Origin of the sequence: Kribbella steppae, from assembly GCF_004342025.1 — a bacterium.
Classification (GTDB): Bacteria; Actinomycetota; Actinomycetes; order Propionibacteriales; family Kribbellaceae; genus Kribbella; species Kribbella steppae.
Window position 1 is genome coordinate 28,042 of the sequence record NZ_SLWN01000024.1, and the last position, 25,271, is coordinate 53,312.

Sequence of the window (25,271 nt, forward strand, 5' to 3'; positions counted from 1 at the left end):
GCGGGACTCTCGTTGAACCAGGTCCCATAGCGTGGCCCCTGTGAGTGGTGCTCTTGTGTGTATCGGCGATCTCGTTGAAGACGTTGTCGTCTGGATGGATGGTGTGCCGCGGGCCGGGACGGACAACCCGGCGCGGATCCGCCGTACACGCGGCGGCTCGGCGTCCAACGTTGCGGCTTTCGCGAGCAGCCTAGGTACGCCGGTTCGGTTCATCGGCCGGGTCGGGGACGACCCCATCGGCGAGGCACTCGTGCGGGAGCTGACCATGGCGGGCGTTGACGCCAGAGTCCAGAGACAAGGACGGACCGGCACCATCGTTCTCCTGGTGGACGGCTCTGGCGAACGAACGATGTACCCCGATCGAGCGGCCGCGGCCGAACTGGCTGATGTACCGGACTCCTGGATCTCCGGTGCAGCAGCGGTCCATCTCTCGGCGTACTCACTCGACGGCCCATCACGGCCGGTCCTCCACCAGGCTTCGGCCATCGCTCATGCCGAGGGCACCATCCTCACCATCGACGCGTCCTCGATCGCTCTCATCGATGCGATCGGACCCGCGACCTTCGCTGATCTGATCAGAGCACTGCAACCGACGTACCTCTTCGCGAACGGAACCGAGGCCGACCGCGGTTCCCTGCGAGAGCTCGCCGGTCCTTGTACGACGGTCGTGGTCAAGAACGGTATGGAGCCCACTGAGGTGCATTTCGCCGGCAACCGGTCAGCAACCGTCCGGGTGCCTGCCGTCGACGAAGTGCGTGATACGACTGGCGCCGGCGATGCGTTCGCTGCGGGCTTTCTGTCCGCCGTCCTCGACAACGCCGAGGTCGTCGCAGCGGTCGAGGCCGGCCACGACCTGGCCAGGAGGGTTCTCACCGAACCTGGCGCCGCTCTGACCATGACCGCAGACGAAACGGGAGCTGTTCGTGACTGACCGAGCCATCTTGTCCGACGATGTGGCGCAAGCCCTGGCCGAAGGCCATGCGGTCGTCGCGCTGGAGTCGACGATCTTCTCGAATCTCGGGCTGCCTGCCCCTGCGAACGCCGAGGCACTCGAACTCTGCAAACAAGCAGTCCTCGACCAGGGTGCCACTCCGGCGGTGACCGCGATCCTCGATGGCCGGCCACATGTCGGTCTGTCGGCGGACGAGGAGAAGCGAGTGCTGCAGGGCACGCGGAAGGTCGCCGAGCGGGATCTGTCCGTGGCGCAGGCACAGGGATGGGATGTCGGCGTCACCACGGTCTCGGCGACGGTCGCTCTGGCTCATGCGGCGGGTATCTCGGTCTTCGCCACCGGCGGCATCGGTGGGGTCCACCGCGGATCCGAACTCAGCGGGGACATCTCGGCCGACCTCGACGCCATCGCCAATCACCCGGTCATCACCGTCTGCGCCGGCGCCAAGGCGTTCCTCGACCTGCCGCGCACCCTCGAGTACCTCGAAACCGTCGGCGTCCCGGTGCTGGGTTGGCAGCACGACTGGTTCCCGGCGTTCTACACGCGGTCGAGTGGTCTGCCGGTTCCGCACCGCGTCGAGGACGAGCGAGTGGTCTGTGACGTTCTCCGCTTCCGGACTCGGCCGACTACCGGTGTTCTACTGACCGTCCCGATCCCTGTCGACGACGAGATCCCGGCGTCGCGCATCGACGCCGTACTCACCGCCGCCTTGGAATCGAGTACTCGCGCAGGAGTGACCGGCCCCGCCGTCACGCCGTACGTCCTTGAGCGGATCGAGAAGGAAACAGACGGCCAGAGCATCTCGGCCAACCTCGCCCTGGCGCGCAACAACGCCGCCCTCGCGGCCAAGGTAGCTGTCGCGCTGGCGTCCGCCCCGGCCTGAGGCGGAATCGTCGTACCGGTCAATCCGATGAGCAAGCAGAGCGAGTTGTCGTACCTGCTCAAAGACTCCGGCGCGACCGTGCTGCTGTGCCTGACGCCCAGTAGGCATCGCAGCCTTCCTCGCCAAGCGCCGTCCGCACTTCCCCCAGCAGAACCTGTCCTAAGCGATCGGGAGGATGCGGCGCCACCCCTCGAAGACGAGCGTGGGCTTCATCCCGACCGACAGGTAGAGGCCGAGGGCCGGGGTCGGGTTGTTCGTGTCCACGTTCAGGATCGTGCCGGCCAGTCCCGCGGCCGCATCACGGGCGAAGGCATCGCGCAGCAGGAACCTCGCCAGTCCCCGGCCCCGGAACTCCTCGACCACACCGAGCGTGCCGATGTAGCCGCAGTCCTCGCCCTCGACGAACATGTCGCTGCACACGCGAACCGCGACCGCTCGACCGTCCACCTCGAGCACGGTGATGTCGGACCAGTCGAAGCCCACCCTGGCATCGAGCGCCTCGACCCACTCGTCATGCGGACGGGCGACGAAACCGAACTGGCCCTGGAAACTGTCGATGATGGCCTCATGCGCAGCCCAGCGACTGGCGTCATCGAAGGTGCCGCGGCGGACCACGACGCCCTCGGGTACGTCCGGAGCGGCGACGTCTCCGGCGTGGTCGATGCGCATCCGGTGGTACGTCGTACCAACAGTGAAATCATGGTCTGACAACAAGGCACGCATCGGCTCGTCGGCGCCGAAGATGCAGCAGTCGACGGTGACCTCGGCATGGCCGCGCTCGCGCCCCATCTCACCGGCGCGGCGCAGCGTCCTCTTGATCAGCCAGTCCGCCACCGCCGGGTCCTGCGCTGTCACCTCGAGCTCGATCACCTGCCAGTCGCCCTTGGCGAACGCTGTCCCATACCCGGCCGGTCCGCCGTTCCCGGCGTCGAGCACGAGCCAGCCGTCGGCCGCGCGATCGAAGCCGGGCTCGACGAGGCAGTCGGCGACCTCGTCCAGCCTGCAGTCGGCGAACCCGATCACCGAGGTGTTGTAGTCCGACAGCAACTCGAACAGTGCCTTGGCATCCGTTGGCTCAGGTGGCCGGACGGTGTAGTGGTCCGGCAGTACGACGCCGGCCGTCAAGACCGGCACCAGACCTTCACAGAACTGCGAACACTTCGAATCGGTAGCCGGAGATGGACAGCACGAACGGTGGGAAAGAAGTTCACGGTCCCCCTTAGGACAGCTATTAGATGCACCAGGGTCGGTCAAAGTTCTGGTTCCAGCTCAGCAGCAGGGGCAGTTCTGTCGTGGGTAAAACCACACAGAGCTGTCGGAGGGGTGAATGGGTGATTCTTCCGATGCGGGCTGGCCGCGGCGTGCAAGAGCCTGATGCGAAAGGAGTCCACTCGGCGACAAACCAGTCCGCGGCCCGGGCCGGGGGTGGAGGGATAGCCATGACGAGCACCGCCTCCAAGCACTTCGAGACCATGATCATCGGCGCCGGTCAGGCCGGTCTTGCCGTCGGATACCACCTTTCGACCCAACAGCGATCGTTTGTGATCCTGGACGCCGCTGAGCGCGTCGGCGACTCGTGGCGCAACCGTTGGGACTCGCTCCGGGTCTTCACACCCGCGCGCTATGACGGGCTGCCCGGTTGGTCCTTCCCTGCACCCGGCTGGTCGTACCCCACCAAGGACGACGTCGCCGACTACCTCGAGTCGTACGCCGCCCGGTTCCGGCTCCCGGTCCGCACCGGCGTTCGCGTCGACGGTCTGTCCCGGGAGAACGGCGGGTACGTCGTCACGTCCGGGCTCAGCCAGTACTTCGCGGACAACGTGGTGGTGGCGACGGGCGGCTACCAGGCACCTCGGATCCCAGAGTTCGCCTCCGAACTCGATCCGACCATCGTGCAACTCCACTCGAGCCAGTACCGCAACCCATCGCAGCTCAAGGACGGCGCGGTGCTGGTGGTGGGCGCCGGCAACTCGGGTGCCGAGATCGCCCTCGAAACCGCATCGGATCACCAGACCTGGCTGTCCGGTCGGGACACAGGGCAAGAGCCGATCCGCGCCGGTGCAGCCCTGGATCGACTGCTCACGCCGCCGTTCTGGTTCATGCTCTCGCACGTCCTCACCATGCGGACGCCACTAGGCCGAAAGGTTGAGCATCAACTGTCCAACCAGGGGCTCCCGCTCGCTCGAGTCCGACGGAAGGATCTCGCCCGTGCGGGAGTCGAGCGGGTCCCGCGCATCACCGGCGTACGCGATGGTCTGCCGCTGCAGGCAGACGGCCAATCCCTCGACGTCGCCACCGTGATCTGGTGCACCGGATTCGTGCCTGACTACAGCTGGATCCAAGTCCCCGCCTTCGACCCGGACGGCCGGCCAAGACACGACCGCGGCCTCGTCCGGTCCGAACCAGGCCTCTACTTCATCGGCCTGTTCTTCCAATCCGCCGGGACCTCATCACTCATCGGTGGCGTCGGCAGAGACGCACAACGCGTCGCTCGCCACCTCACCGCCCGTCGCACCGAAGCCGGTGCGACGTCCACCCGTGCACGTGACTAGACGCGCTCTCGCAATCGTTGCTTGGCGCCGCGCTCGACGAACAACGGCACGAAGTCCCGGATCGGAACATCGTCGAACTCTGGGCGGGACTGACTCACGACCTGCTCCACCTCACCGGTGGGCACCTGCGGAAACTGCTTGGTCAATCGCTCGACGACCTCATGGATCGCCCGGTCCTCATCTGACCTGTCCATACCCCCACGATGATCCGCTTTCACCACTCAGACAAGGCTCCTCCAACATTTGATCAACTTTGCGCCCTCAGTGGGCGCCCTGGAGGTTCAGCAGGACGACGCCGGCCACGATCAGCCCGAGGGCGCCGATCTTGATCGGGTCCCAGGACTCGCCGAGCCACAGGGCGCCGATGACGGCGACGGCTGCGGTGCCGAGGCCGGACCAGACGGCGTACGCCGTGGAGACCGGCAGCCACTTGACCACGATGGCCAGCAGCCAGATCGAGATCGCGTAGCCGAAGACCACCAGCCCGCTCCACAACGGATTGCGGAACCCATCGGCGCGGGAGAGCGCCGAGGTGGCCGCCACTTCGGCGGCGATCGCGGCCAGGAGCAGGCCGAACGCGGTGTACATGAACAACATCCCTTCGTGCTGTAGCAGTCGCTACACGACTAGCGTAGCACGTGCTACATTTGACCGGTGGCCAAGGATCTCCAGCGCCGGGACGAGTGGACCCGGACGGCAACCGACTACGTGCACGAGCACGGGTTGATCGGACTCAGCCTCCGTCCCCTGGCAGCCGCACTCGGCACCAGCGACCGGATGCTGCTGTACCACTTCGAGACCAAGGACCACCTGATCGCGGCCCTGTTGCGCGAGTCCAACGACCGCGGCGTCGCCGGCCTCCAGGCACTAGCCGCCTCGCGCGACCTGAGAGCGGCCGTCCACGACCTGTGGTCGGCGGTGAACTCACCCGACATCGAGCCCTGCGCCCGGTTGTACGTCGAAGCAGCTGCCCTCGGACTCCTCGGCCGCGAGCCCTACGCCTCCGTCGTACGCGAGGCCAACGCGCGCTGGATGCATGCCCTCGTCAACCACCTGGTCCGATCAGGAGTCACCCGGCCGCTGGCCAAGCGGGCCGCGACAGTCATCGACGCGGCGTTCGTCGGTTTCCAGTTGGACGCTCCCCTGGACGTCAGCCGCGCCGCCCGGAAACGCTCGGTGGCCGACCTGGCCGAAGCTGTCGCGGCCCTCGCCGCCGGTAGCTGATCCCGCTCAGGCGATCCGGCTTGCTTCTGGTGGACCGATGTGGAGACTAGGTGAGATCGAACATGCCGCGGAGTTCGACCGGGTCGTGGCCGGCTTTCTCGACGAGGATGTGACGTGATGTACGAGGTAGCGGTGGTCGGTAGCGGCATCGTCGGCGCCGCGACAGCCTGGGAGCTGACGTCCAAGGGCTACGGCCCGGTCGTGGTGATCGAGAAGGAACAGACCGTCGCCGGCCATCAGACCGGTCACAACAGCGGCGTCATCCACGCCGGCATCTACTACGAACCGGGCAGCCTGAAGGCAGTACTGTGCCGAGAGGGCGCCGCCGCCACGAAGGCCTTCGCGGCCCAGTACGGCATCCCGGTCCGGACCTGCGGGAAGTTGCTCGTCGCAACGAACCCTCTCGAGTTGGAACGCCTCGCGGCACTCCAGAAACGCGCCGAGGTCAACTCCATCGACGCCGAGACCGTCGACGCCGCCGAGCTCCGCCGACGCGAGCCGCATATCGTCGGCCTCGGCGCGCTGTTCGTTCGCGAGACCGCGATCACCGATTTCCCCGCCATCGCCGCGAAACTGCTGGACCTGGTGACCGAGGCCGGCGGCGAGCTCCGGACCGGTGTCACCGTGACCGACGTCCGCGAGACAACGGACGCTGTGACACTGCAGACCAACCAAGGCCTCATCCAGGCCCGCCGAGTCGTGTTCTGCGCCGGTCTCCAGGCCGACCGACTGGCCAGGCTGGCAGGCCTTGCCCCCGACGTACGCATCGTGCCCTTCCGTGGCGAGTACTACGACGTCGTTCCGGACAAGGTTGATCTCGTCAAGACGCTGATCTACCCGATCCCCGATCCTTCGCTGCCCTTCCTCGGTGTGCACCTCACGCCGACGGTGACCGGCGGCCTCAACGTCGGTCCCAACGCGGTGCTCGGTCTGGCGCGCGAGGGCTACCGCAAGGGCTCGGTCAACTGGCGCGACGTGCGCGACCTCGCCACCTACTCCGGTATGTGGCGGGTCGCGCGCGCCAACGTCCGCGTCGGATCCCGGGAACTCAAGAACTCATGGTGGAAACGCGGCTACCTGCGTGAATGCCGCAAGTACTGCCCGGAGCTGACGCTGTCCGACCTGACGCCGCGAGAGGCAGGCATCCGCGCGCAGGCGGTGATGCGGGACGGAAGCTTCGTGCATGACTTCCTCCTCCGCCGTACCGACCGCACCCTGCACGTCATCAACGCGCCGTCTCCCGCAGCGACGTCAGCACTGCCCATCGCGGCACACCTGGTGTCCACGCTGGTCGCCGCTCCCTGACCGCAACGTCAGCGTTCTTCGAGCCAGGGGTCGTCGGGGCGGGGGCGATCGAAGGTGGGGCGGGCTGACTGCCAGTGGCCGCGGGTGAAGTCCGGGATCTTGACGGGGCGCAGGTGTGGCGTCTTCATCGACTCGTGGCTGAGCGGGATCACCGAGCACCAGGCCGCCGAGTCGTACACGTCGATGTCCGGAGTCATCCCGAGCCGCATCAGCTGGATCAGCCGGAAGATCGCAATGAAGTCGCCGCCACCATGGCCGCCGTACTGCTCGGCCAGGCGTTCCAGGGCCGGCCACAACCAGTGGTCGTGCTGGGCCAGGACGCTGTTGTAGCTGCTCCCGGTTCGCCAGGTGTGGTTGTCGTGTCCGAGCGACTCCAGGTAGAGGCGGGCGTTGTCGAGCTCGATGGAACCCCTGGTCCCGGTCAGCGTCGTCTCGCGGGTGTAGGGATGCGGCGAGTTCACGTCGTGCTCGACCCGGATGAACCGTCCTGACGCCGTGGTCACGAATGCGGTGTGCCGGTCGCCGGAGATGTACGGCGCGTCGTCCCACGAGGAGTGGTCAGGACCGACCCGCGAGTCCTCGGACCTGAACAACGCAAGGGCTTTCGGCGGACTGGACACCGCGACCAATTCGTCGAAGCGGTCCCCCCGATTGATCCCCATAGCGGCCGAGACCGGACCGAGGCCGTGCATCGGGTAGTGCAACGCGTTCATCCGGGTCTGCCAGCGGCGGCGCCAGTACTCCGGGTAGTACGCACCGCCGAACAGGTACGGCCAGCGCAAGTCGTGGACGTAACCACCGGATGCGTGCTGCACATCGCCGAACAGGCCGGCTGTCACCATGTTGAACATTTGCAGTTCAGGCCGGAAGTAATTGACGTTCTCCAGCAGCATGCAGTGCTTGCGGGTGCGTTCCGACGTACGCACCAGATCCCAGATCTCGTCCAGATGCGGCGAGATCGGCAGCTCGATCGCGACGTGCTTGCCGTGCTCCATCGCGGCCTTGGCCTGCGGGTAGTGCCACTCCCATGGTGTCGCGATGTACACCAGGTCGATGTCGTCGCGCTTGACCAGGTTGAGGTAGTCCTCCTCGCCGTTCGAGTACCCGACCGGTGGAGTGTCCTGGAAACCCTGCGCCATGATCCGGCTGATCGTGCGGGTCACCTGACCCGGCCGGATGTCGCACACGGCGGTGACCGTGGAGACGGCGCCGAAGCGCACGTCCTGACCACCACCGCGGTTGCCCAGGCCGATCAGGCCGACCCGGACGTTCTCGAATCCTTCGAACGGTACGTCGACCATCGCCTTCTCGGACGGGTCGCGGGACGGCTCCGACGAGGTCGCGGCTTCGGCCGGTGCGGCGGTAACGGCACCGACGCCGGCGGAGGCGCCGAGCACGGCCCCGGTCTTGAGCAGGCCCCGGCGCGAGGGGTTGTAGCGGCTCGGAGACGACACAGTGATCACTTCCCTTGGGCGGTTAGGTGTGACTGAACTTGTCTCGTTGCTTGTTTTAGCGAGCAGTATTGATCACCCGCTCGGTGGAGACAAGACCGAACGGCGACCAACCTGGGCCGACCCCGCATCTCGGCGGACCCGGATGTGTGCGGCCAGGACATGGCGCGGGCAGGCGCTGACCTCAACTATCAGTGACAGTCCGACAACACGAGGTGAGGTGCCTTATGCGTCTGCACATGATCCGCCGGTGGGCCGCGATCGCCGCGGTGGTCGCCGGCCTGGTCGCCGTCCCCGCGCCCGTCGCCCAGGCCGCCGCCGGGCTGGAGGAGGTCACCGGATTCGGCACGAATCCTGGCAACCTGAGAAAGTTCCGCTACGTCCCGTCGGGTCTGGCCGCCGGTCGACCGCTCGTGGTGGCGCTGCACGGGTGCACACAATCGGCAGCCGCGTACGACGCCGAGCCGGGCTGGATCGACGTGGCCGAGCGGATGGGGTTCGCGCTGCTCCTGCCTCAGCAGCAGAGCGCGAACAATCTGAACTCCTGCTTCAACTGGTTCCAGCCGACCGACACGGCCCGCGGCTCGGGTGAGGCGTTGTCCATCAAGCAGATGGTCGACCGGATGCGATCCGACTACGCATCGGACGCCGCGAGGATCTTCGTGACCGGCCTGTCCGCCGGGGGCGCGATGTCGGCGGTGATGCTGGCGACGTACCCGGAGGTGTTCGCCGCCGGAGCCGTCGTCGCGGGTTTGCCGTACCGATGCGCCGACACCCTGATTCAGGCGCTCTCGTGTATGTCGCCCGGTACGAACCTCACCCCGCGGCAATGGGGCGACAAGGTCCGCGCCGCCTCGAGCCACCCGGGTCCGTGGCCGACAATCTCACTCTGGCACGGCACCGCCGACTCGACTGTTGCCTACAGCAACCTCACCGAGCTGATGGAACAATGGACAGACGTCCATGGCACCGACCAGACCGCCGAGGTGTCGGACACCGTCAACGGCTATCCACACCAGGGCTATCGGGACAGCGCAGGCCGACTCGTCGTGGCGACCTACTCGATCACCGGGATGAACCACGGCCAGCCGATCGACCCCGGTACCGGTCCCCAGAACTGCGGCACCCCCGCGCCGTACATCCTCGACGTGAACATCTGCGCCGCCGACCACATCGCCCACTTCTGGGGACTCGACAATGCCATCACCGGTGAGGACTAGCTTGCGGCCTCTGTGAGGGCTTGGTCGAGGATGTCGAGACCTTCGTGCGCCTCGTCTGCGGTGATGGTCAGCGGGGGGACGAGGTGGATGCGGTTGAAGTTCGTGAAGGGTAGGAGGCCGCGTCGGTTGCTCGCCGCGACGATGGCCGCCAGCTGCGGACTGGAACCGCCGTACGGCGCGAGAGGCTCGCGCGTCGCGCGGTCGCTGACCAGTTCGAGTGCCCAGAACACGCCCGTCCCCCGGACCTCACCGATCCATTCGTGCTTGGCGGCCAGCTTGCGCAATGCCGGCCCGAAGACTTCGGCGCCTAGTTCTGCTGCGTGCTCGACGATCCGCTCGTCCTGCATGGTCTCGATGGTGGCGACGGCGGCCGCGCACGCGAGCGGATGCCCGGAGTAGGTCAGGCCGCCGGGATAGGGCCGGTCGGCGAAGGTCCGATAGATCGGCTCGCTGATCGCGACGCCACCCAAGGGCGCGTAGCCGGAGTTCACGCCCTTCGCGAAGGTCAGCAGGTCCGGGACGATGTCGGCGTGCTCGATGGCGAACCACCTGCCGGCCCGGCCGAACCCGGCCATTACCTCGTCGGCGATCAGGACGATCCCATGGCGATCGCACAGTTCCCGGACGCCTTGGAGATAACCAGGTGGCGGCAGCATGATGCCCGCCGTACCGGGGATGGATTCCATGATGATCGCCGCGATCGTCGGCGGTCCCTCGAGTGCGATGACCTGTTCGAGATGCGCGAGCGCGCGGTCACACTCCTCCGCCTCGGTGGTGGCCGAGAACGCGCTGCGGTAGAGGAACGGCCCGAAGAAGTGGACCGTGCCGGTTGAGCCGTTGTCGTTCGGCCAGCGTCGCGGGTCGCCGGTGACGTTGACGGCGAGTTGGGTGCCGCCGTGATAGGAGCGGTACGTCGACAGCACCTTCTGCCGACCGGTGTGCAGCCGGGCCATCCGGATCGCATGCTCGTTGGCGTCCGCGCCGCCGTTGGTGAAGAAGATCCGGTTCAGGTCGCCCGGGGTGTGCGACGCGATCAGCCGCGCCGCCTCGGAGCGGGCCGCATTGACGTACGACGGCGCCACCGTACACAAGGTGGCAGCCTGTTCCTGGATCGCCTTGACGATCCGGGGATGTTGGTGGCCGAGGTTGGTGAAGACGAGCTGGGAGGTGAAGTCCAGCAGGCGGTTCCCGTACCGATCCCAGACGTAGGAGCCCTCGGCCTTGGTGATGACCATCGGATCCAGCTGCGCCTGGGCGGACCAGGAGTGGAAGACGTGCTTGCGGTCCAGCTCGTAGGCGCGGTCGGCGCTGAGGTCAGACATTCTGCGGGAACCCCAACTCGAGGCCACCCTCGGGGCGGGCGGCCGGGTTGATCCAGCGCGTGGTGACCACCTTCGCGCGGGTGAAGAAGTGGACGCCCTCGGTGCCGTGCGCGTGGGTGTCGCCGAACAGCGAGCGCTTCCAACCGCCGAAGGAGTAGTACGCGACCGGCACCGGGATCGGGATGTTGACGCCGATCATCCCGACCTGGACGTCGTTCTCGAACCGGCGGGCCGCTCCCCCGTCGTTGGTGAAGATCGCCGTCCCGTTGCCGTAGGGATTGTCGTTGATGAGGGCAACGGCTTCGTCGTACGACGGGACCCGGACGACCGACAGCACCGGCCCGAAGATCTCCTCGCGGTAGATCTCCATCTCCGGTGTCACGTGGTCGAACAGCGTCGGCCCGAGCCAGAAGCCGTCCTGGTCGCCAACAGCTTCGACGTCGCGCCCGTCGATGACGAGTTTCGCGCCGGCCGCCTCACCCGAGTCGACGAAGCCGGCCACCTTGTCGCGGTGGGCCTTGGTCACCAGCGGACCCATGTCCGCCTCGACCTCGGCGCCGCGGCGGCCGTCGCCGGTGCGCAAGGTTCGGGTGCGCTCGGCGATCCGGGCGACCAGGTCGTCGGCGATCGGCTCGACCGCGACCAGCACGCTGATCGCCATACACCGCTCCCCCGCGCTCCCGTATCCGGCGTTCACCGCTGCATCCGCGGCCAGCTCCAGGTCGGCATCCGGCAGCACGACCATGTGGTTCTTCGCGCCGCCGAGGGCCTGCACCCGCTTGCCGTACCGGCTCGCCTCCTCGTACACGTACTGCGCGATCGGCGTCGAGCCGACGAAGCTGATCGCGGCGACATCCGGGCTCTGCAGCAACGCGTCGACGGCGACCTTGTCGCCCTGCAGCACGTTGAACACACCGTCCGGCAGACCGGCCTCCTTCCACAGCTTCGCGATCCACAGGGCGGCCGACGGGTCCTTCTCACTCGGCTTCAGTACGACGGTGTTGCCGGCCGCGATCGCGATCGGGAAGAACCACATCGGCACCATCGCCGGGAAGTTGAACGGGCTGATGATGCCCACCACACCGAGCGGATCCCGCCTGGAGTGCACGTCGACGCCGGTCGAGGCGTTGCCGGACTGCCCGCCCTTGAGCAGATGCGCGATCCCGCACGCGAACTCCACGACCTCCTGTCCGCGAGAGATCTCGCCGACCGCATCGGAGTGCACCTTGCCGTGCTCGGCGGTGATGAGTTGCGCGAGCTCGTCCTTGCGGGCGTTGAGCAACTCACGGAACGCGAACAGGATCTGGGTACGACGAGCCAGCGAGGTGCCGGCCCAGGTCGCGGAAGCCTGCTTGGCGGCGCCGATGACATGGCGGGCATCGCGCTCGCTCGCGAGGGCGACGCGACCGGAGACGGTTCCGGTGGCCGGGTTGGTGACATCGGCCCACAGCTGCGACGTGCCGTCGTACCCGGCGCCGTCGGCCCAGTGCGTGATCGTGGTGGTCATAGAGCGCTCCTTCGGGATCAGGCTCCATCGTCCCTGTGACCGACTCCGGCTCGGACCTGCAGAATGTAGGATTGTGACTCGAAGTCCGACACTGTGTCGGGCACTCCGGGGGAGATTGATGGCGTTCCTGACCGTCGCGCGGGTCCTCGAGATGCCGCCTCTGCGCGAGGCAGGCCCCGAGGTGCTCGCCGGCGCGGCAGGCCTCGGCCGCGAGGTCCGATGGGTTCACGCCGCCGAGCTCGCCGATATCGCACCGCTGCTGCGCGGTGGCGACCTGCTCCTGACCACCGGCGTCGCGTTACCCGAGACCGCGGACGAACTCCGCGACTTCGCCACCAGTCTCGGCAGCAGCGAGGTCGCCGGCCTGGTGATCGAGCTCGGGCGCCGATGGCATCGCGTACCGGACGCCCTCGTCGACGCGTGTGAAGCCGTAGCCCTCCCACTCGTCGCACTGCACCACGAGGTGCGGTTCGCCGCGATCATCCAGGCGGTCGGCGAACGCATCGTCGACGAGCAACTGGAAGAACTCCGCGAGACCCACCGGGTGCATGACACCTTCACCGAGCTGAGCATCGCCGAGGCCGGCCCACGCGAGATCCTCGAAGCCGTCCAACGGTTGGCCGGGGCCGCCGTCGTACTGGAGAGTGAGCAGCATCAGGTCCTCGACTATCGGTCCGGCCCGGCGGACATCGCCGAGTTCCTCGCCGATTGGAGCGCCCGCTCGCGCAGCGTCCAGGTCGACGGCCGGACCGGGTGGAACGAACGAGCCGGGTGGCTGGTGACCCGACTGGGCAAGCGCGACCGAGGCTGGGGACGCCTCGTGGTCCAAGCACCCACGCGGCCGTCGCAGCGCCTGATCGCGCTGACCGAACGCGCAGCCGCAGCGCTGGCCATGCACCGGCTGCACGACAGGCACCGCGACAGTCTGGTCCGGCGCGTCCACCACGAACTACTCCTGGGCCTACTCGCCGACCCCACGGATCCCGACGTACTGCGCCGATGCGACCTCGCCGGTGTTCCGCTCGTCAAGCGTCAACTCGTCGGGATGACGGTGCGGCCCCGCGCGCAGGTTGCACAGGTGGAGGAAGTGCTTGCGTCCGTGGTGCATGCGGCGTACGACCTGAAGGTTCCGGCGATCGTCTGCGAGATCGACCGCGATGTCCGCGTACTGCTCTCCTGTGCACGCGCTGCCAGCACGGACCGGATTGTCGACAACCTGGCTGAACGCGTCGCCCGGCGGCACCCGGTCGCGATCGGCGCCGGCCGTCCAGCTACCACATCGGCCGACACCGACCGCACCCTCAAAGAAGCGCAGCAGGTGGTGGAGTCGGTCCGTGCCGACGCCGCGGACCGCGTCGTACACCGCCTGGAGGATGTTCACCTGCGCGGCCTGCTCACCCTGCTCGGCGACGACGACCGCCTCCGCCTGTTCGTCGCCCGCGAACTGGATCCTTTGAAGGAACACGGCGGCGGACTTCTCGACGCGGTCCGCGCACTCCTCCAGCACCCGGCAAGCAAGTCCGAAGCCGCTGCGAGCCTCCACATCTCCCGCCCCGTCTTCTACGACCGCCTCGCCAAAGCCGGGCGCCTCCTCGGCGTCAACCTCGACGACCCCGACATCCGCGTCTCCCTCCACGTCGCCCTCCTCGCCGACGAACTCCACACCCAGATCCGCTGACCTAACGTGGCTCGGCAGCTGTAGGGGCCGGAACCTCGCCTTCAACTCGAACGCCTCGAATCTGTTCCCCGGCGACACGAACAACAGCCCCGACGTCTTCGTCCGCGATCTCAGCACCAGGCGTACGACGCTGGTCTCGGTCAGCCGCAACGGTCTGGCGGACAACGGCGCGCACCATCCGGAGATCTCCGCCGACGGCCGTCATGTGGCCTTCACCTCGGGCTATGACACCTACCTCTGGAGCGCCGCCCGTCCCAGCTGAGCTGGATCGAGCGCTGGGTACGGCGTGTCCGCCAGACCGAGGTTGCGCCAGACGAAGCGAGGGATGCGGGCCAGGAAGCCGCGCAGGAACAGCGAGCAGTGCGCGATCGTCGGCTGGTTGTGCACGCCTGCCGAGAACCAGGCCCAGTCGTCGACGAACTGGAACGACGCCGGTGGGTTCGCCATCAGGTACTCCATCTGCCGTGGATGGATCACGTCGTACGCGAACTTGGTGTCCCGCGCACTGACGGCGAACTGGTCGTTGAACGCCTCGCTCTCGAAACTGATCCCGCGACCGAATCCCCGCCGGCCGACCTGGAGCCACGGCATCCGGGCCGGCAACTGGAACCCGAGGATCGCCTCGCTGTGGTTCTCGGTCACCGTCCGGGTCTGCGTCCGGCCTTCGCTGTCGGTGTAGGTCTCGGTCCGGGTCGTCTTCCAGTGGTGCGTGAAGGCGACGAACGGCGGGCCGTCGCCGTCACGGCCACGGATCACCTCACTGGTGCTGTGAGCGTGTCCGGACCGAGTCACCGGGGTGACGTGCAGCAGGCTGTCGTCGACACCGATCCAGTACCAGTCCGGGTGGTGGTAGAAGCTCAGCCGCGGCGGCTGCTCGGGCTGGATCCACGGATCCAGCGGCGCGGCGTCGATCGCCGCGGCGACGGTGGCGAACTGCTCCAGCCACGGGCCGAGGAGCTCGGCATCCTTGCGTGGCGGGTCGAGCATCACCAGCTGGTCTGCGTCGGTGCTCACGTTCACACCAGGCTGCCCCGCGGCCATCGCGTTCAGCCGCTCACACACCTGCGGAGTCAACGCTGCCGCGGCGAACGCCGGGTCCAGCGCACCGATCTGCCAGCCCGGGCCGAGTTGCGGCGGGGACGGCACCACAGTCGCCGCGACACCGAACCGCGGCTGCGTCTCGCCGCCGGTGATCCACAGCTCAGGAAGCCGGCGGGAGACAGTGACCATCCCGACCCAGCCTGACCAGTGTTCGGACTTGTACTCGATCACCTGGAACGGCCTGCCGAGGCTGGTCCGGCCGATGATCTGATCGTCGGGCCGGCGGCGGAACCCGATCCCGAACGGCGGATTGCCGAGCCGGGCCACGGCATCGAACGTCGGGCTGTTCACGAACGTCCAGCCGCGCTCCCGCAGTGACTTGATGTACTGCTGCCGCCGTACCAGCGCGACGATTCCCCAGACGATCCCGGCCGCGCCCAGCAGCAGGACGATCACGACGACGATCGCCACTCCGTCCACGATCCATCTCCCTGCCTCGCGGCCGTCTCCACGACGGACAATATCCGCGCGCGGGGGTCTGTCGGGCTCGGTGGCGGGTCGGGAGCCAGGGAGCCGTCGGGGGCGATGTGGTCGAGGATCTGGTCGATCAGGGTCAGGACGTGCGGGTCGTCGACCGTGTAGATCTGGCGGCGGCCGTCGCGGTGGGCCGTGATCAGGCCGGCGAGGCGCAACTTGGCCAGGTGCTGGCTTGCGGTGGTGATGCTGACGCCCACCCGGTCCGCCAGCGTGCCGACGTCGTACTCGCCGTTCGATGCCAGCCAGAGCAAGTGCAGCCGCACAGGGGCAACCAGCAGTGCAAAGGTCCGGGCCGCGCCGTCGAGCTGCAGCCTGGTCGGCTCGATCACGGCAACCAACCGGCCAAGCGAGTGGTCGAGAACGTGACCAGGAAGGCCAACGCCAACGGCAGCAGCGTCGCGGTCGTGGTCCACCTGAAGCTTCTGGTCTCCCTCCAGATCGTCAGGATCGTCGTACTGCAAGGGTTGTGCAGCATGCTGAACAGCATCAGGTTGACGGCCGTCAGCACGGTCCATCCGCCGGCCTGAACCAGGACGGATCCGGCCTCGGCGTCGGTGAGTTCCAGCATCACGCCGTTCGAGACGCCGTACTCGAGCGGGCCTAGCGTCATCGTCAGCATCAGGATGGTGGGGATGATGATCTCGTTGGCGGGGATCGCGACGACGTACGCGAGCAGGATGATGCCGTTCAGGCCGAGGGCGAGGCCCAACGGGTCGAGGCCGTGGGCGAGGTGCCCGGCGATGGACGCATCGCCGATGGTGACGTTGCCGATCAGCCAGATCACCGCGCCGGCCGGTGCCGCCATCACGATCGCGCGCCAGAGGACCTTGAGGGTCCGGTCAATGACGCTGGTGTAGATCGTCCGCAGTACCTGCGGCGGCCGGTACGGCGGAAGCTCGAGCGAGTACACCGACGTCGCACCGCGCAGGACGGTCTTCGACAGACCCCACGAGACGACCAAGGTGGTGACGATGCCCAGGACGGCGACCAGTACGACGCTGCCGGCCGCGACGAGGCCCGCGGCTGCCGGTGGTACGAGCGTGCCGATGAAGACCGTGCCCATCAGGATCAGTGTCGGCCAGCGTCCGTTGCAGATGCTGAAGTTGTTCGTGACGATCGCGATCATGCGTTCCCGCGGGCTGTCGATGATTCTGGTCGCGGTCACGCCGGCCGCGTTGCAGCCGTAGCCCATCATCATCGACAACGACTGCTTGCCATGGGCACCGGCCGCGGCGAACAACCGGTCCAGGTTGAACGCCACCCGCGGCAGGTAGCCGAAGTCCTCCAGCAGCGTGAACAGCGGGAAGAAGATCGCCATCGGTGGCAGCATCACCGCGATCACCCACGCCGTACCAAGGTAGATGCCGTCCGCAACAAGTCCGGTGACCCACCACGGCGCACCGCCGAGCAGTTCACGCACCAGTGCGGTCCCGTCCTGCACCAGCAGCCGATAGAGCAGATCAGAGGGTACGGCGGCACCGGTGATGGTGAACCAGAAGACCCCGAAGAACAACAGGCCCATCACCGCGAATCCCCAGACCCGGTGTGTCAGCGCCCGGTCGAGCAGCCGGTCGAAGGTCAACCGCGCCCGTCCGTCGACGGTGACTCGGGCGATCCGGCCGGCCTCGGCGTACAACGCCGCGATGGCGTCGTCGTCGGCCAGGCCGTCCAGCCGGAGACGACGTCCCCGAAGCGCCACTCTCCCCCGCGCCACCAGGTCGATGGACTCCTGAAGCTCCGCAACCCCACGCCTCCGCCGCGCCGCCATCGCGGTCACCGGGACGCCGAGCTCCCGCGCGAGGTGGCGGGTGTCCACCGTGATCCCATGCCGCTCCGCCTCGTCGATCAGGTTGACCGCGACCACCACCCGATTGGTCACCTGGAGGATCTGGAGCACCAAAGTGAGATTGCGCTCCAGCCGCGTGGCATCCACCACTACGACGGTCACATCCGGCGTGCCGTGGATGAGGTAGTCACGGGCAACCTCTTCCTCACCGCCGACTGACCGAAGTGAGTACACACCAGGTAGGTCGACCACCTTGTACCTGTGGTCCTGGTAGGCGTATAGACCTTCCGCCCTCGTGACCGTCGTACCGGGCCAGTTGCCGGACCGCTGGCGCAGCCCGGTGAGGGCGTTGAACACCGTGCTCTTGCCGGTGTTCGGGTTGCCGGCGATCGCGACGACGAAGTCGTGGCCGCCGGCAACCACCTCGAGCCGGTGCGTGTTCAGTGCACAGCTCCCACAGTCGTGAGTCATGTCTTCACCAGTTCGACATGCACGCCGCGGGCCTGGGAGCGCCGCAGCACGATCAGACTGCCGCAGACCAGGTACGCCGTGGGATCGCCCAGCGGACTGGTCATGTCGGCCTGGACCTCGCTGCCAGGCAGCAACCCTAGGTCCATCAGCCGACCGCGTTCGGCGCCGCGACTGTCCAGCGCGGTGATGACCGCGCCGGACCCGCGAGGGAGCTGGTCGAGTGTCATGGCTCAGTAGATGTTGGAGGGACGAACCATGCCTTCGGCCAGGTCGCCGAAGCCGGGGGCCATGATCGCGCCGGGGTGGCCGATCACTTCCTCCACCACGGCGGTCTCGGTGGTGATCACCAGGGCCGCGATGGACGCCGCGCTCTCGAGTGCCGCGCGGGTGACCTTGAGTGGGTCCATGACACCTTCGTCGAACATGTCCGCGTAGTGCCCGGTCAGCGCGTTGAAGCCGTGTCCGAGCGGCAGGCTCGCAACGTTGGCGACCACCTCGTCGCCGTCGTACCCGGCGTTGATCGCGATCCACCGCAGCGGCTCGGGCAGAGCCCTGCGGACCACCTCGCGGCCGACCGCGTCGTCACCGGTCAGCTCGACCCGCGACACCGCCTCCTGCGCCTGGACGAGCGCCGTACCTCCGCCTGCCACAACGCCTTCCTCGACAGCAGCTCGGGTCGCGGCCAATGAGTCCTCGACCCGCAGCATGCGCTCCTTGAGCTCGACACTCGTCGCGCCGCCGACCCGGATCACGGCTACCCGACCGGACAGTCGTGCCATCCGAAGCTGCAGGTTGTCCTGGTCGGCGTCGATCTTGGCCCGCTCGAACTGCGTCTCCAGCTGGGCCAGCCGGGTCTCGACCAACCGAGGATCACCATGACCGCCGACGATCGTCGTGGCGTTCTCGCTGATGGTGATCCGGTCACACGAGCCCAGGTGTTCCAGCGCAACCTCGTTCAGCTCGAGCCCGGTGTCCTTGGCGATCACGTGGCCGCCCAGAGCCACCGCGAGATCCTCGAGCTCGGCCACCCGGCGGTGACCGAAGCCAGGCGCGCGTACGACGACCGACTGCATCGTGTTGTGCATGTTGCCGCCGACAAGCAACTGCAGAGCGGGCCCGTCCACGTCCTCGGCCAGCACGACCAGCGGCCGGTCCGCACGCTTGGCCACCTCGACGGTCGGCATGATGTCCTGCACCTGCGAGATCTTCTTGTTGGTGAGCAGGATGACCGGGTTCTCGTAGACGGCCTCCATCCGCTCCTTGTCGGTGACCATGTACATCGAGATGTAGCCGTGGTCGAACTCGATCCCGTCGACCACCTCGACCGACAATCCGATCGCATCGCACTCCTCGGTAGTGACGATACCGTTGCGGCCAACGCGTTCGACCGCCTCGGCGATCACGTCGCCGATCGTCTCGTCGTCACTCGCCGCCAGGGTCGCGATATGCCGCAGGTCCTGCCGCCCGCCGACTTCGGCCGTCCACGAGCGCAGGGTTTCGACCACTACCGGGACGGTCTGCTCGATCCCGCGCCGGACCCGCATCGGATTGGCGCCGGCGTCGACCGCGCGCAATCCTTCGCGCACCATCGCCTGGGCGAGCACCGTAGCCGTCGTGGTCCCGTCGCCGACGACGCCGTTGGTCTTCATCGCGACTTCCTTGACCAGCTGGGCGCCCATGTTGGCGAACGGCTCGCGCAGCTGGATCTCCCGGGCGATCGTGACCCCGTCGTTGGTGATGGTCGGCGGGCCGGTCAGCTTCTCCAGGACGGCGTTACGCCCCTTCGGCCCTAGTGTCACCTTGATCGCGTCCGCCAGGGCGTTCACCCCGGACTCGAGCAACCGTCGTGCTTCTTCGTTGAACCTCAGTTCCTTGGCCATGATCAGACTGCCTTTCGGGTCACGGGATGAGAATCGCCCGGCCGCGGACCCTGCCCGCGTCGAGGTCATCGATCGCCTGCTGGAAGTCAGCGAGCGGGTACTTGGAGGTGTGCAGGGAGACCTTGCCCTGCGCGGCGAGCACCATCAGCTCCTGCAGATCGTTGTAGGAGCCGACGAGATTGCCGATGAAGTTGATCTCGGTCGAGATGATGTCGATGGTCGGGACGTCGATGTTCTCGCCGTACCCGACCACGTAGTAGTTGCCGGCCCGGCGCAGCATCGCGACGCCCTCGGCGGTGGCACCGCCCTCGCCGACGAAGTCGATCACGGCCTCGGCGCCCTTGCCGTCGGTCAGCTCCAGGACGTCCTCGACTTGGGTGCCATCAGCAACGATGCCGTGGTCGGCGCCGATCTCGACAGCGAGCCGGACGGCGGCCGGGTTGCGGTCGACCACGACGACGGTCGCGGCCGAGATCGCCTTCAGCACCTGGATCCCGATGTGACCGAGGCCGCCGGCCCCGATCATCACGCAGATGTCCCCCGGCCGGGTGGTGCGGGCTGCCTTGGCGGCCGCGTGGTACGCCGTGAGTCCCGCATCGGCCAGGGCGGCGACATCAGCGGGTTCGAGGTTGTCGTCGATCCGGACCACGCTGCGGGCGGTGGTCCGCAGGTACTCGGCGTACCCGCCATCGGTGTCGATGCCCGGGAACTGGCTGTTCTCGCAGTGCACGTCATCGCCGAAGCGACAGGCCCGGCACAGGCCACAGGTGATCAGCGGATGCAGGATGACCTTGTCGCCCACCTTCACGTTGGTGACCGCGTCGCCGATCGCGTGGACCCAGCCGGCGTTCTCGTGGCCGATCGTGTACGGCAGCGCGACGCCGGTCTTCTCCGCCCACTGTCCTTCGAGGATGTGCAGGTCGGTCCGGCAGACTCCGGCTCCACCGATCCTGACGATCACGTCGAGCGGGCCCTGAACAGCGGGCTCTGGTACGTCGGTCAGCTGCAACTTGGTGTGATACCCGACGACTTGGACCGCTCTCATCGCGTACTCCTCAGATTCGTGACGTGGGTGGACATGCCATCGGCGTCGGCGTACCGGGTCGCGAGCAGGCCGCGGCAGAAGTGCGAGTTCCCCTCGATCGAGATCCGCACGGATTTCGCGAAGCGCAACCGGAGCGGGACCGCCTCGGCGGCGAGCGGCCCGCCGTCCTCGTCGACCATCACCGGGTCACCCGGCCGGACCCCCAGACCGATGGCGACCCGTCGGCGCAGCAACGCCTCCTTCTGCGGTCCTTCCGGTATGTCAGCGAGCGTGATCAGACAGAGATCCTCGACAGGCATGTCGGTTTGCCTGACAAGTGCCGCAGCACAACGTTCCATCGCGGCGGTGTGTGCCTTCCGCAGGAAAGTACGGCGGAGCTCCTCCAAGCTGTCCTCAGCCTCGGAGCCGAACGTGCCCACGTAACCGGCGTCCGCGGCCAGACCGGCGTTGATCTTCGCCGAGTCGTGGTGGTCGTCGAGCTGAACCACGATCTGCCCGAGGCCTTCCACCCGTCGCAACGCGTCCTGGGCGTCGGACGCCATCAGATACGCGAAGTTGGGCGAGCAGAACGACGTCGGCAACCTGAGATGCACGGTCACCCCGATGTCGTCGATCCGCACCGACCGGACGAAGCCGAGCTCGGTGATCGATTCGTCCAGTTCGGGGTCCATGACCGTCGCCAGGGCGGCCAGCACCTCGTCCACTAATGACGTGACTGTGGTGGTCATGAGCGGGCGCCGGCCGCGACCTCGACGGAGGTGTCGCCGGCTTCGGTTGGCAGCCGCAGTTCGCTCGGTACGTCGAGGTCGTACATGGCGGCCGCGTTGAGACCGAGGATCTTCTTCTTCTGCTCGGTCGTGATCGGCGCGTACTCGGTCAGATCCGCCGGGATCTGGAAGTCGACGAACTGTTCGATCAGCCACTTCGGCGTCCAGAGCGCGTAGTCGCTGGCGAAGAAGATCTTGTCCTCGCCGAGCCAGTACAGCAGCTCGCCGATGATCTGGGCGAAGTACTTCGGCCGGGTGTGGATGAACGGCATCGCCACCGCGAGACCGCCGTACACGTTGGACTCCTGGGTCGCGATCCAGCAGAAGTCCTCGAGCCTGGGCAGTCCGACGTGTTCGACGATGAAGTTCAGGTCGAGGTAGTCGGTGGCGACCTTGTCGATGTCGGCGACGTCGAAGGCGTCGCGGTCGAGCGGCCGGATCGTGGGGCCCTTGTGCACATGGATGTTCTTGATACCGAGCTCCAGGCACTCTTCCAGATAGCGACGCGACCACGGGTCGTCGAGCTTGTAGCCGCGCGAGTCGCCGTGCCACTCGGCGGTGTAGAGCTTCACGCCCTTGAGGTGCATCCGCTCGGCGTCCCGGCGCAGCTGTTCCAGGCCGGCCTCGCCGTGGCGCGGGTCGTAGGCGTGGTTGTAAGTCAGCTTGTCCGGATGCTCGGACGCCAGCCCGAACGCCTCCTCGGTCTGGCCGAACCCGTTCTTGTAGAAGTCGCTCAGCAGCGTCGCCTGGAAGATCGCGTGGTCGACGTACCCCTCCTCGAAGAGGTCCTTCATCAGCCGCTGGCCGCCGTAGTACGTGTAGGTGTCGTAGTCCCAGACGACCTCTTCCGGGCTGAGGTTCTTGTGGTAGTCGTAGAAGCAGTCGATGAACTGCTTGCCGTGCACGTTCTTCAGGTTCGACGCACGGCCGTCCCAGATGTGCACGTGTGCGTCGACCACGTAGTACTTCTCACCGTTCTTCTCGTACATGACGTCCTCGCTTGGGTTCGGGCTGATCGGGATGAGCTCCGGTCCGGGTGCCGCCGTGCCCCCGGACCGGAGCGGCGTGGGTGGAACTAGTGCGTGATCAATGCGCGGTCAGGTCGAAGCCGATGTACTCGGCGGCATCTTCAGGGCTGGCGAACAGGATCGTCTTGTCGTCGAGGTGGACCATCCGGCCGTAGTGGGTGGAGCTGATCTCCTCGAACACCGACCCGTCGAACTCCGAGCCGAGCGCGTCGGTCAGTTCGGCGTAGTCGAAGTCGAGCAGGCCGACGCCGTCGACCCGGATCATCGACGGGTACTCGGTCAGCTCGACGCCGTCCTTGGCGCCCATCACGTCCGCGACCACCCGGCCGATCGGCGTGTTCATCAGGGTCACGCCGCACTTGTTCGAGAACGCGGTCTCGGATCCGAACTGCATCGTCACTGGTCCAGCTCCTTCGGGGTGTCGAGCCCGAGCTCCTCGAGCAGCGAACGGAACTTCTGCTTGGCCGCGTCGAAGCTGTCCGCGAACGTGACGGCCTTGTCGGCCGGCTGCGACCAGATCGGCTGCAGCGCCTGCGCGGCGGCGAGGCAGCGCGGTACCCAGGTCGTGAGCCACTCGCCGAACAGCACCTTGTTGATCTCGCCGTACTGCTCGTCCCGGGTCAGCAGCCGGAACAGGTTGCGGGTGTAGGCGAGATCGCGGTCGTAGTCGTGCTCGCCGGTGCCGACGATGGTCGGCGTGATGTAGTCGCCGTTGCGGGCGGCGATCTGCATCACCAGCTCGCTGCGGAACAGCGAACCGACGAGCTGCTCGAAGACGACGTTGGTGGCGAACAGCAGCTCGCACCAGTCACCGACCGCGGTCAGCCGCTCGACCACCTCGCGGGTCGGCTGCCACTCGGGCGCGTCCTTCCAGACCTCCTTGTGCGCCGAGCCGTCGAACTGTACGTCGGCCTCGGACAGATCGAGGTTGAACAGCGCGAGGTCCTGGGCGAACCGCATCTTGTGCGCCGCGTTCACCGCGACCGCGGTGTTGATCATGTTCGTCGGGCCGGACCGCTGGACCGCGGTGAACACGTGCAGGCCGAGGCCGTTCTCGGCGTGCATCCAGGCACCGAGGTTGCGCTCGATGAACTTCAGCCAGGCGGCGTTCCAGCCGTCGTACGCCCGGGCTCGCTTGGCGTTCTGCAGGCACAGATCCACCTGGCGGACGACCGCAGAGTTGTTCCGGTAGATGGTCTGGTCCCATTCCTCGTTCGGGTCGAGGAACGCGTGCCAGTTGGACGACTTCGCCGCCGTCCACTCCTTCGGATAGCCGCCGGGTCCGTCGCCGAAGCCGTAGATCCAGCCCTGGCTCAGATGCCGCTCCGGATCCGGCTGTACGTCGACGGTGACGTCCTCGTACATCGTCGCCCGCAGCCTGGCCGGCCGGTAGTAGTTGTAGGTCCGGCTCTTCGAGCTGGGGAACTCCAGCGCCCCGGCCTCCGAGTCGGTGAACTCGATCCTCGGGAAACTGCGTTGCTTCGTCTCCGCCATGTCGGTCAACTCCCGTTCATTGTGATGTCACCCGGCCGCGGGGCTGGTGAACTTGTCGTAGAAGACCTGGTCCTTCGGTACGGCGTGCGCCTCGAGCAAGGCCAGTGCGGCGTCGACCATCGGGGGTGGTCCGCACAGGTACGCCTCGCATCTGCCGAGCTGCGCCTCCCGGCGGTCGACCACCTCGGTGACGTTGCCCGCCTCCACCTCGATGCCGTCGGCACCTTCCAGCGACTCCGACAGGCAGGCGATGAACTCGAAGTCGGTGAGGGCCGCGCCGAGTTCCCGGATGGTGTCGAGGTAGAAGAGGTCGGCCGCCGTCCGGGCGCCGTAGTAGAACCGGACCGGCCGGGTGCTGCCGGTCTCGCTGAGCTGCCGCAGGAGCGAGAGGATGGGCGCCATCCCCGCTCCCCCGCCGATGCACACCACCGGGAGCACGTGTCCGTCCTTGATCGTGAAGGACCCGTACGGACCGGTGAGCGCCAACTCGTCGCCGACGGACAGACCGTCGTCGAGCAGACCGGAGAACCGGCCGCCCGGGTACTTCTTGATCAGGAACTCGATCTCGTCCGGCGTCGCCGGGGTCGTTGCCATCGAGAACGACCGGTGCTCGTCGGTCCCGGGGATGGTGAGATCGGCGTACTGTCCCGGCTTGAACTCGAACGGCTCGGCAGGCGTCAGCCGCAGCGACACGATGTCCCGGGTGACCGGGTCGACCGCCGCCACCCGGGTGGTGACGGTGCGGATCGGCACGCCGCCGAGCAGTTCGTCCTCGTCGAAGTTCAGCAACTCGATGGTGCAGTCGCTGTATGCGTGCGACTTACAGAGCAGGACGTACCCCTCGGCGACCTCGGCGTCGTTGCAGGCGAACGTCGAGTAGCGCTCCATCTGGATCTCGCCGTCGAGTACGTACGACTTGCACGCCGAGCACTGCCCTTCCCGGCAGCCGTGCATCAGGTGGATGCCCTGCCGGAAGGCCGCGTCGAGGATCTTCTCGTCCTCGCCGACCTCCATCTCGATGCCGACCGGCTCGAACTGAATGCGGTGAATGTCGGCCACCAGGCCCTCCTCAGGCTGCGATCGGTGGTGGCGGCTGGTGGCGACGCTCATCCCCGCGGCGCCACCAGC

The 25,271-nt window shown here is 67.2% G+C and carries 24 protein-coding genes; 7 read left to right on the plus strand and 17 right to left on the minus strand.

Annotated elements, in window-relative coordinates:
- Positions 1-40 precede the first annotated feature (40 nt).
- Positions 41-931, plus strand: coding sequence for a carbohydrate kinase family protein (locus EV652_RS41785; protein WP_132216380.1), 891 nt, complete (start codon positions 41-43; stop codon positions 929-931).
- Positions 924-1,835: a pseudouridine-5'-phosphate glycosidase gene (locus tag EV652_RS41790; protein ID WP_132216383.1), complete on the plus strand. Its 912-nt coding sequence runs from the start codon at positions 924-926 to the stop codon at positions 1,833-1,835. Before EV652_RS41785 ends, EV652_RS41790 begins: the two co-directional genes overlap by 8 nt.
- Before the next feature lie 159 nt (positions 1,836-1,994).
- Here EV652_RS41790 and EV652_RS41795 read toward each other — a convergent pair whose 3' ends face one another.
- A complete protein-coding gene (locus tag EV652_RS41795; protein WP_132216386.1) occupies positions 1,995-2,969 on the minus strand; it encodes a GNAT family N-acetyltransferase in 975 nt (324 codons plus the stop codon).
- A 305-nt stretch (positions 2,970-3,274) separates the two neighbouring features.
- On the opposite strand from EV652_RS41795, the gene EV652_RS41800 reads away from it, so the two are divergent.
- Positions 3,275-4,387: a flavin-containing monooxygenase gene (locus tag EV652_RS41800; protein WP_132216389.1), complete on the plus strand. Its 1,113-nt coding sequence runs from the start codon at positions 3,275-3,277 to the stop codon at positions 4,385-4,387.
- Here EV652_RS41800 and EV652_RS41805 read toward each other — a convergent pair.
- Together EV652_RS41805 and EV652_RS41810 are read right to left on the minus strand one after the other, a co-directional pair.
- Positions 4,384-4,581: a three-helix bundle dimerization domain-containing protein gene (locus EV652_RS41805; protein ID WP_132216392.1), complete on the minus strand. Its 198-nt coding sequence runs from the start codon at positions 4,579-4,581 to the stop codon at positions 4,384-4,386. The two genes, EV652_RS41800 and EV652_RS41805, sit on opposite strands and share 4 nt — an antisense overlap.
- A 67-nt stretch (positions 4,582-4,648) precedes the next feature.
- Positions 4,649-4,975, minus strand: coding sequence for a DMT family transporter (locus tag EV652_RS41810; RefSeq protein ID WP_132216395.1), 327 nt, complete (start codon positions 4,973-4,975; stop codon positions 4,649-4,651).
- Between the two features lie 66 nt (positions 4,976-5,041).
- Between EV652_RS41810 and EV652_RS41815 the strand changes: the two genes are divergently transcribed.
- Both EV652_RS41815 and lhgD read left to right on the plus strand, forming a co-directional pair.
- On the plus strand, positions 5,042-5,611 hold the full coding sequence (locus tag EV652_RS41815) for a TetR/AcrR family transcriptional regulator (RefSeq protein WP_132216398.1): 570 nt from the start codon (positions 5,042-5,044) through the stop codon (positions 5,609-5,611).
- Positions 5,612-5,728: 117 nt separating this feature from the next.
- Positions 5,729-6,916 (plus strand): L-2-hydroxyglutarate dehydrogenase, encoded by a 1,188-nt coding sequence (gene lhgD / locus EV652_RS41820; RefSeq protein ID WP_199238699.1) that lies wholly within the window; start codon positions 5,729-5,731, stop codon positions 6,914-6,916.
- 8 nt (positions 6,917-6,924) lie between these two features.
- On the opposite strand, the gene EV652_RS41825 is transcribed toward lhgD, so the two are convergent.
- Positions 6,925-8,370, minus strand: coding sequence for a Gfo/Idh/MocA family protein (locus EV652_RS41825; RefSeq protein ID WP_132216404.1), 1,446 nt, complete (start codon positions 8,368-8,370; stop codon positions 6,925-6,927).
- Positions 8,371-8,594: 224 nt separating this feature from the next.
- On the opposite strand from EV652_RS41825, the gene EV652_RS41830 reads away from it, so the two are divergent.
- Positions 8,595-9,587 carry an extracellular catalytic domain type 1 short-chain-length polyhydroxyalkanoate depolymerase gene (locus EV652_RS41830; RefSeq protein ID WP_199238700.1) on the plus strand — a complete coding sequence of 331 codons (993 nt, stop codon included), beginning with the start codon at positions 8,595-8,597 and terminating at the stop codon, positions 9,585-9,587.
- Here EV652_RS41830 and EV652_RS41835 read toward each other — a convergent pair.
- Together EV652_RS41835 and EV652_RS41840 are read right to left on the minus strand one after the other, a co-directional pair.
- Positions 9,584-10,909 (minus strand): aspartate aminotransferase family protein, encoded by a 1,326-nt coding sequence (locus EV652_RS41835; RefSeq protein ID WP_132216407.1) that lies wholly within the window; start codon positions 10,907-10,909, stop codon positions 9,584-9,586. The genes EV652_RS41830 and EV652_RS41835 overlap by 4 nt on opposite strands.
- Positions 10,902-12,416 (minus strand): CoA-acylating methylmalonate-semialdehyde dehydrogenase, encoded by a 1,515-nt coding sequence (locus tag EV652_RS41840; protein ID WP_132216410.1) that lies wholly within the window; start codon positions 12,414-12,416, stop codon positions 10,902-10,904. The genes EV652_RS41835 and EV652_RS41840 overlap by 8 nt, the downstream gene beginning before the upstream one ends.
- A gap of 118 nt (positions 12,417-12,534) precedes the next feature.
- On the opposite strand from EV652_RS41840, the gene EV652_RS41845 reads away from it, so the two are divergent.
- Entirely contained in the window at positions 12,535-14,094 is a 1,560-nt protein-coding gene (locus EV652_RS41845; RefSeq protein WP_132216413.1) for a PucR family transcriptional regulator, read from the plus strand.
- Between the two features lie 231 nt (positions 14,095-14,325).
- On the opposite strand, the gene EV652_RS41850 is transcribed toward EV652_RS41845, so the two are convergent.
- The 11 genes from EV652_RS41850 to EV652_RS41900 form a co-directional block, all read right to left on the minus strand.
- Positions 14,326-15,615 (minus strand): hypothetical protein, encoded by a 1,290-nt coding sequence (locus tag EV652_RS41850; RefSeq protein WP_132216416.1) that lies wholly within the window; start codon positions 15,613-15,615, stop codon positions 14,326-14,328.
- The gene (locus EV652_RS41855) at positions 15,588-16,001 is read right to left on the minus strand and encodes an ArsR/SmtB family transcription factor (RefSeq protein ID WP_242002324.1); all 414 of its coding nucleotides are present in this window, start codon (positions 15,999-16,001) and stop codon (positions 15,588-15,590) included. The genes EV652_RS41850 and EV652_RS41855 overlap by 28 nt, the downstream gene beginning before the upstream one ends.
- Entirely contained in the window at positions 15,998-17,929 is a 1,932-nt protein-coding gene (gene feoB / locus EV652_RS41860; protein WP_132216422.1) for a ferrous iron transporter B, read from the minus strand. Before feoB ends, EV652_RS41855 begins: the two co-directional genes overlap by 4 nt.
- Complete coding sequence (locus EV652_RS41865) at positions 17,926-18,156, minus strand: FeoA family protein (protein WP_132216425.1); 231 nt, start codon at positions 18,154-18,156, stop codon at positions 17,926-17,928. Before EV652_RS41865 ends, feoB begins: the two co-directional genes overlap by 4 nt.
- 3 nt (positions 18,157-18,159) lie before the next feature.
- Complete coding sequence (gene groL / locus EV652_RS41870; RefSeq protein WP_132216428.1) at positions 18,160-19,809, minus strand: chaperonin GroEL; 1,650 nt, start codon at positions 19,807-19,809, stop codon at positions 18,160-18,162.
- Between the two features lie 19 nt (positions 19,810-19,828).
- Positions 19,829-20,854 (minus strand): NAD(P)-dependent alcohol dehydrogenase, encoded by a 1,026-nt coding sequence (locus EV652_RS41875; RefSeq protein ID WP_132216431.1) that lies wholly within the window; start codon positions 20,852-20,854, stop codon positions 19,829-19,831.
- Positions 20,851-21,582 carry a metal-sulfur cluster assembly factor gene (locus EV652_RS41880; protein WP_132216452.1) on the minus strand — a complete coding sequence of 244 codons (732 nt, stop codon included), beginning with the start codon at positions 21,580-21,582 and terminating at the stop codon, positions 20,851-20,853. The genes EV652_RS41875 and EV652_RS41880 overlap by 4 nt, the downstream gene beginning before the upstream one ends.
- Positions 21,579-22,610 (minus strand): amidohydrolase family protein, encoded by a 1,032-nt coding sequence (locus tag EV652_RS41885; RefSeq protein WP_132216455.1) that lies wholly within the window; start codon positions 22,608-22,610, stop codon positions 21,579-21,581. The genes EV652_RS41880 and EV652_RS41885 overlap by 4 nt, the downstream gene beginning before the upstream one ends.
- A 97-nt stretch (positions 22,611-22,707) precedes the next feature.
- Positions 22,708-23,043 carry a propane 2-monooxygenase effector subunit MimD gene (mimD, locus tag EV652_RS41890; RefSeq protein WP_132216516.1) on the minus strand — a complete coding sequence of 112 codons (336 nt, stop codon included), beginning with the start codon at positions 23,041-23,043 and terminating at the stop codon, positions 22,708-22,710.
- Positions 23,044-23,045: 2 nt separating this feature from the next.
- Entirely contained in the window at positions 23,046-24,143 is a 1,098-nt protein-coding gene (locus EV652_RS41895; RefSeq protein ID WP_132216457.1) for an aromatic/alkene monooxygenase hydroxylase subunit beta, read from the minus strand.
- A 27-nt stretch (positions 24,144-24,170) separates the two neighbouring features.
- Complete coding sequence (locus EV652_RS41900) at positions 24,171-25,202, minus strand: 2Fe-2S iron-sulfur cluster-binding protein (protein ID WP_132216461.1); 1,032 nt, start codon at positions 25,200-25,202, stop codon at positions 24,171-24,173.
- Positions 25,203-25,271: the final 69 nt, after the last annotated feature.

Bases quoted from the DNA above. Each gene is read 5' to 3' on its own strand.
- lhgD (WP_199238699.1), top strand. From the start codon at position 5,729: ATGTACGAGGTAGCGGTGGTCGGTAGCGGCATCGTCGGCGCCGCGACA.
- EV652_RS41800 (WP_132216389.1), top strand. From the start codon at position 3,275: ATGACGAGCACCGCCTCCAAGCACTTCGAGACCATGATCATCGGCGCC.
- EV652_RS41840 (WP_132216410.1), bottom strand. From the start codon at position 12,416: ATGACCACCACGATCACGCACTGGGCCGACGGCGCCGGGTACGACGGC.
- EV652_RS41805 (WP_132216392.1), bottom strand. From the start codon at position 4,581: ATGGACAGGTCAGATGAGGACCGGGCGATCCATGAGGTCGTCGAGCGA.
- EV652_RS41810 (WP_132216395.1), bottom strand. From the start codon at position 4,975: ATGTACACCGCGTTCGGCCTGCTCCTGGCCGCGATCGCCGCCGAAGTG.
- EV652_RS41895 (WP_132216457.1), bottom strand. From the start codon at position 24,143: ATGGCGGAGACGAAGCAACGCAGTTTCCCGAGGATCGAGTTCACCGAC.
- EV652_RS41845 (WP_132216413.1), top strand. From the start codon at position 12,535: ATGGCGTTCCTGACCGTCGCGCGGGTCCTCGAGATGCCGCCTCTGCGC.
- EV652_RS41880 (WP_132216452.1), bottom strand. From the start codon at position 21,582: ATGACCACCACAGTCACGTCATTAGTGGACGAGGTGCTGGCCGCCCTG.
- feoB (WP_132216422.1), bottom strand. From the start codon at position 17,929: ATGACTCACGACTGTGGGAGCTGTGCACTGAACACGCACCGGCTCGAG.
- EV652_RS41885 (WP_132216455.1), bottom strand. From the start codon at position 22,610: ATGTACGAGAAGAACGGTGAGAAGTACTACGTGGTCGACGCACACGTG.
- mimD (WP_132216516.1), bottom strand. From the start codon at position 23,043: ATGCAGTTCGGATCCGAGACCGCGTTCTCGAACAAGTGCGGCGTGACC.
- EV652_RS41835 (WP_132216407.1), bottom strand. From the start codon at position 10,909: ATGTCTGACCTCAGCGCCGACCGCGCCTACGAGCTGGACCGCAAGCAC.
- groL (WP_132216428.1), bottom strand. From the start codon at position 19,809: ATGGCCAAGGAACTGAGGTTCAACGAAGAAGCACGACGGTTGCTCGAG.
- EV652_RS41830 (WP_199238700.1), top strand. From the start codon at position 8,595: ATGCGTCTGCACATGATCCGCCGGTGGGCCGCGATCGCCGCGGTGGTC.
- EV652_RS41875 (WP_132216431.1), bottom strand. From the start codon at position 20,854: ATGAGAGCGGTCCAAGTCGTCGGGTATCACACCAAGTTGCAGCTGACC.
- EV652_RS41865 (WP_132216425.1), bottom strand. From the start codon at position 18,156: ATGACACTCGACCAGCTCCCTCGCGGGTCCGGCGCGGTCATCACCGCG.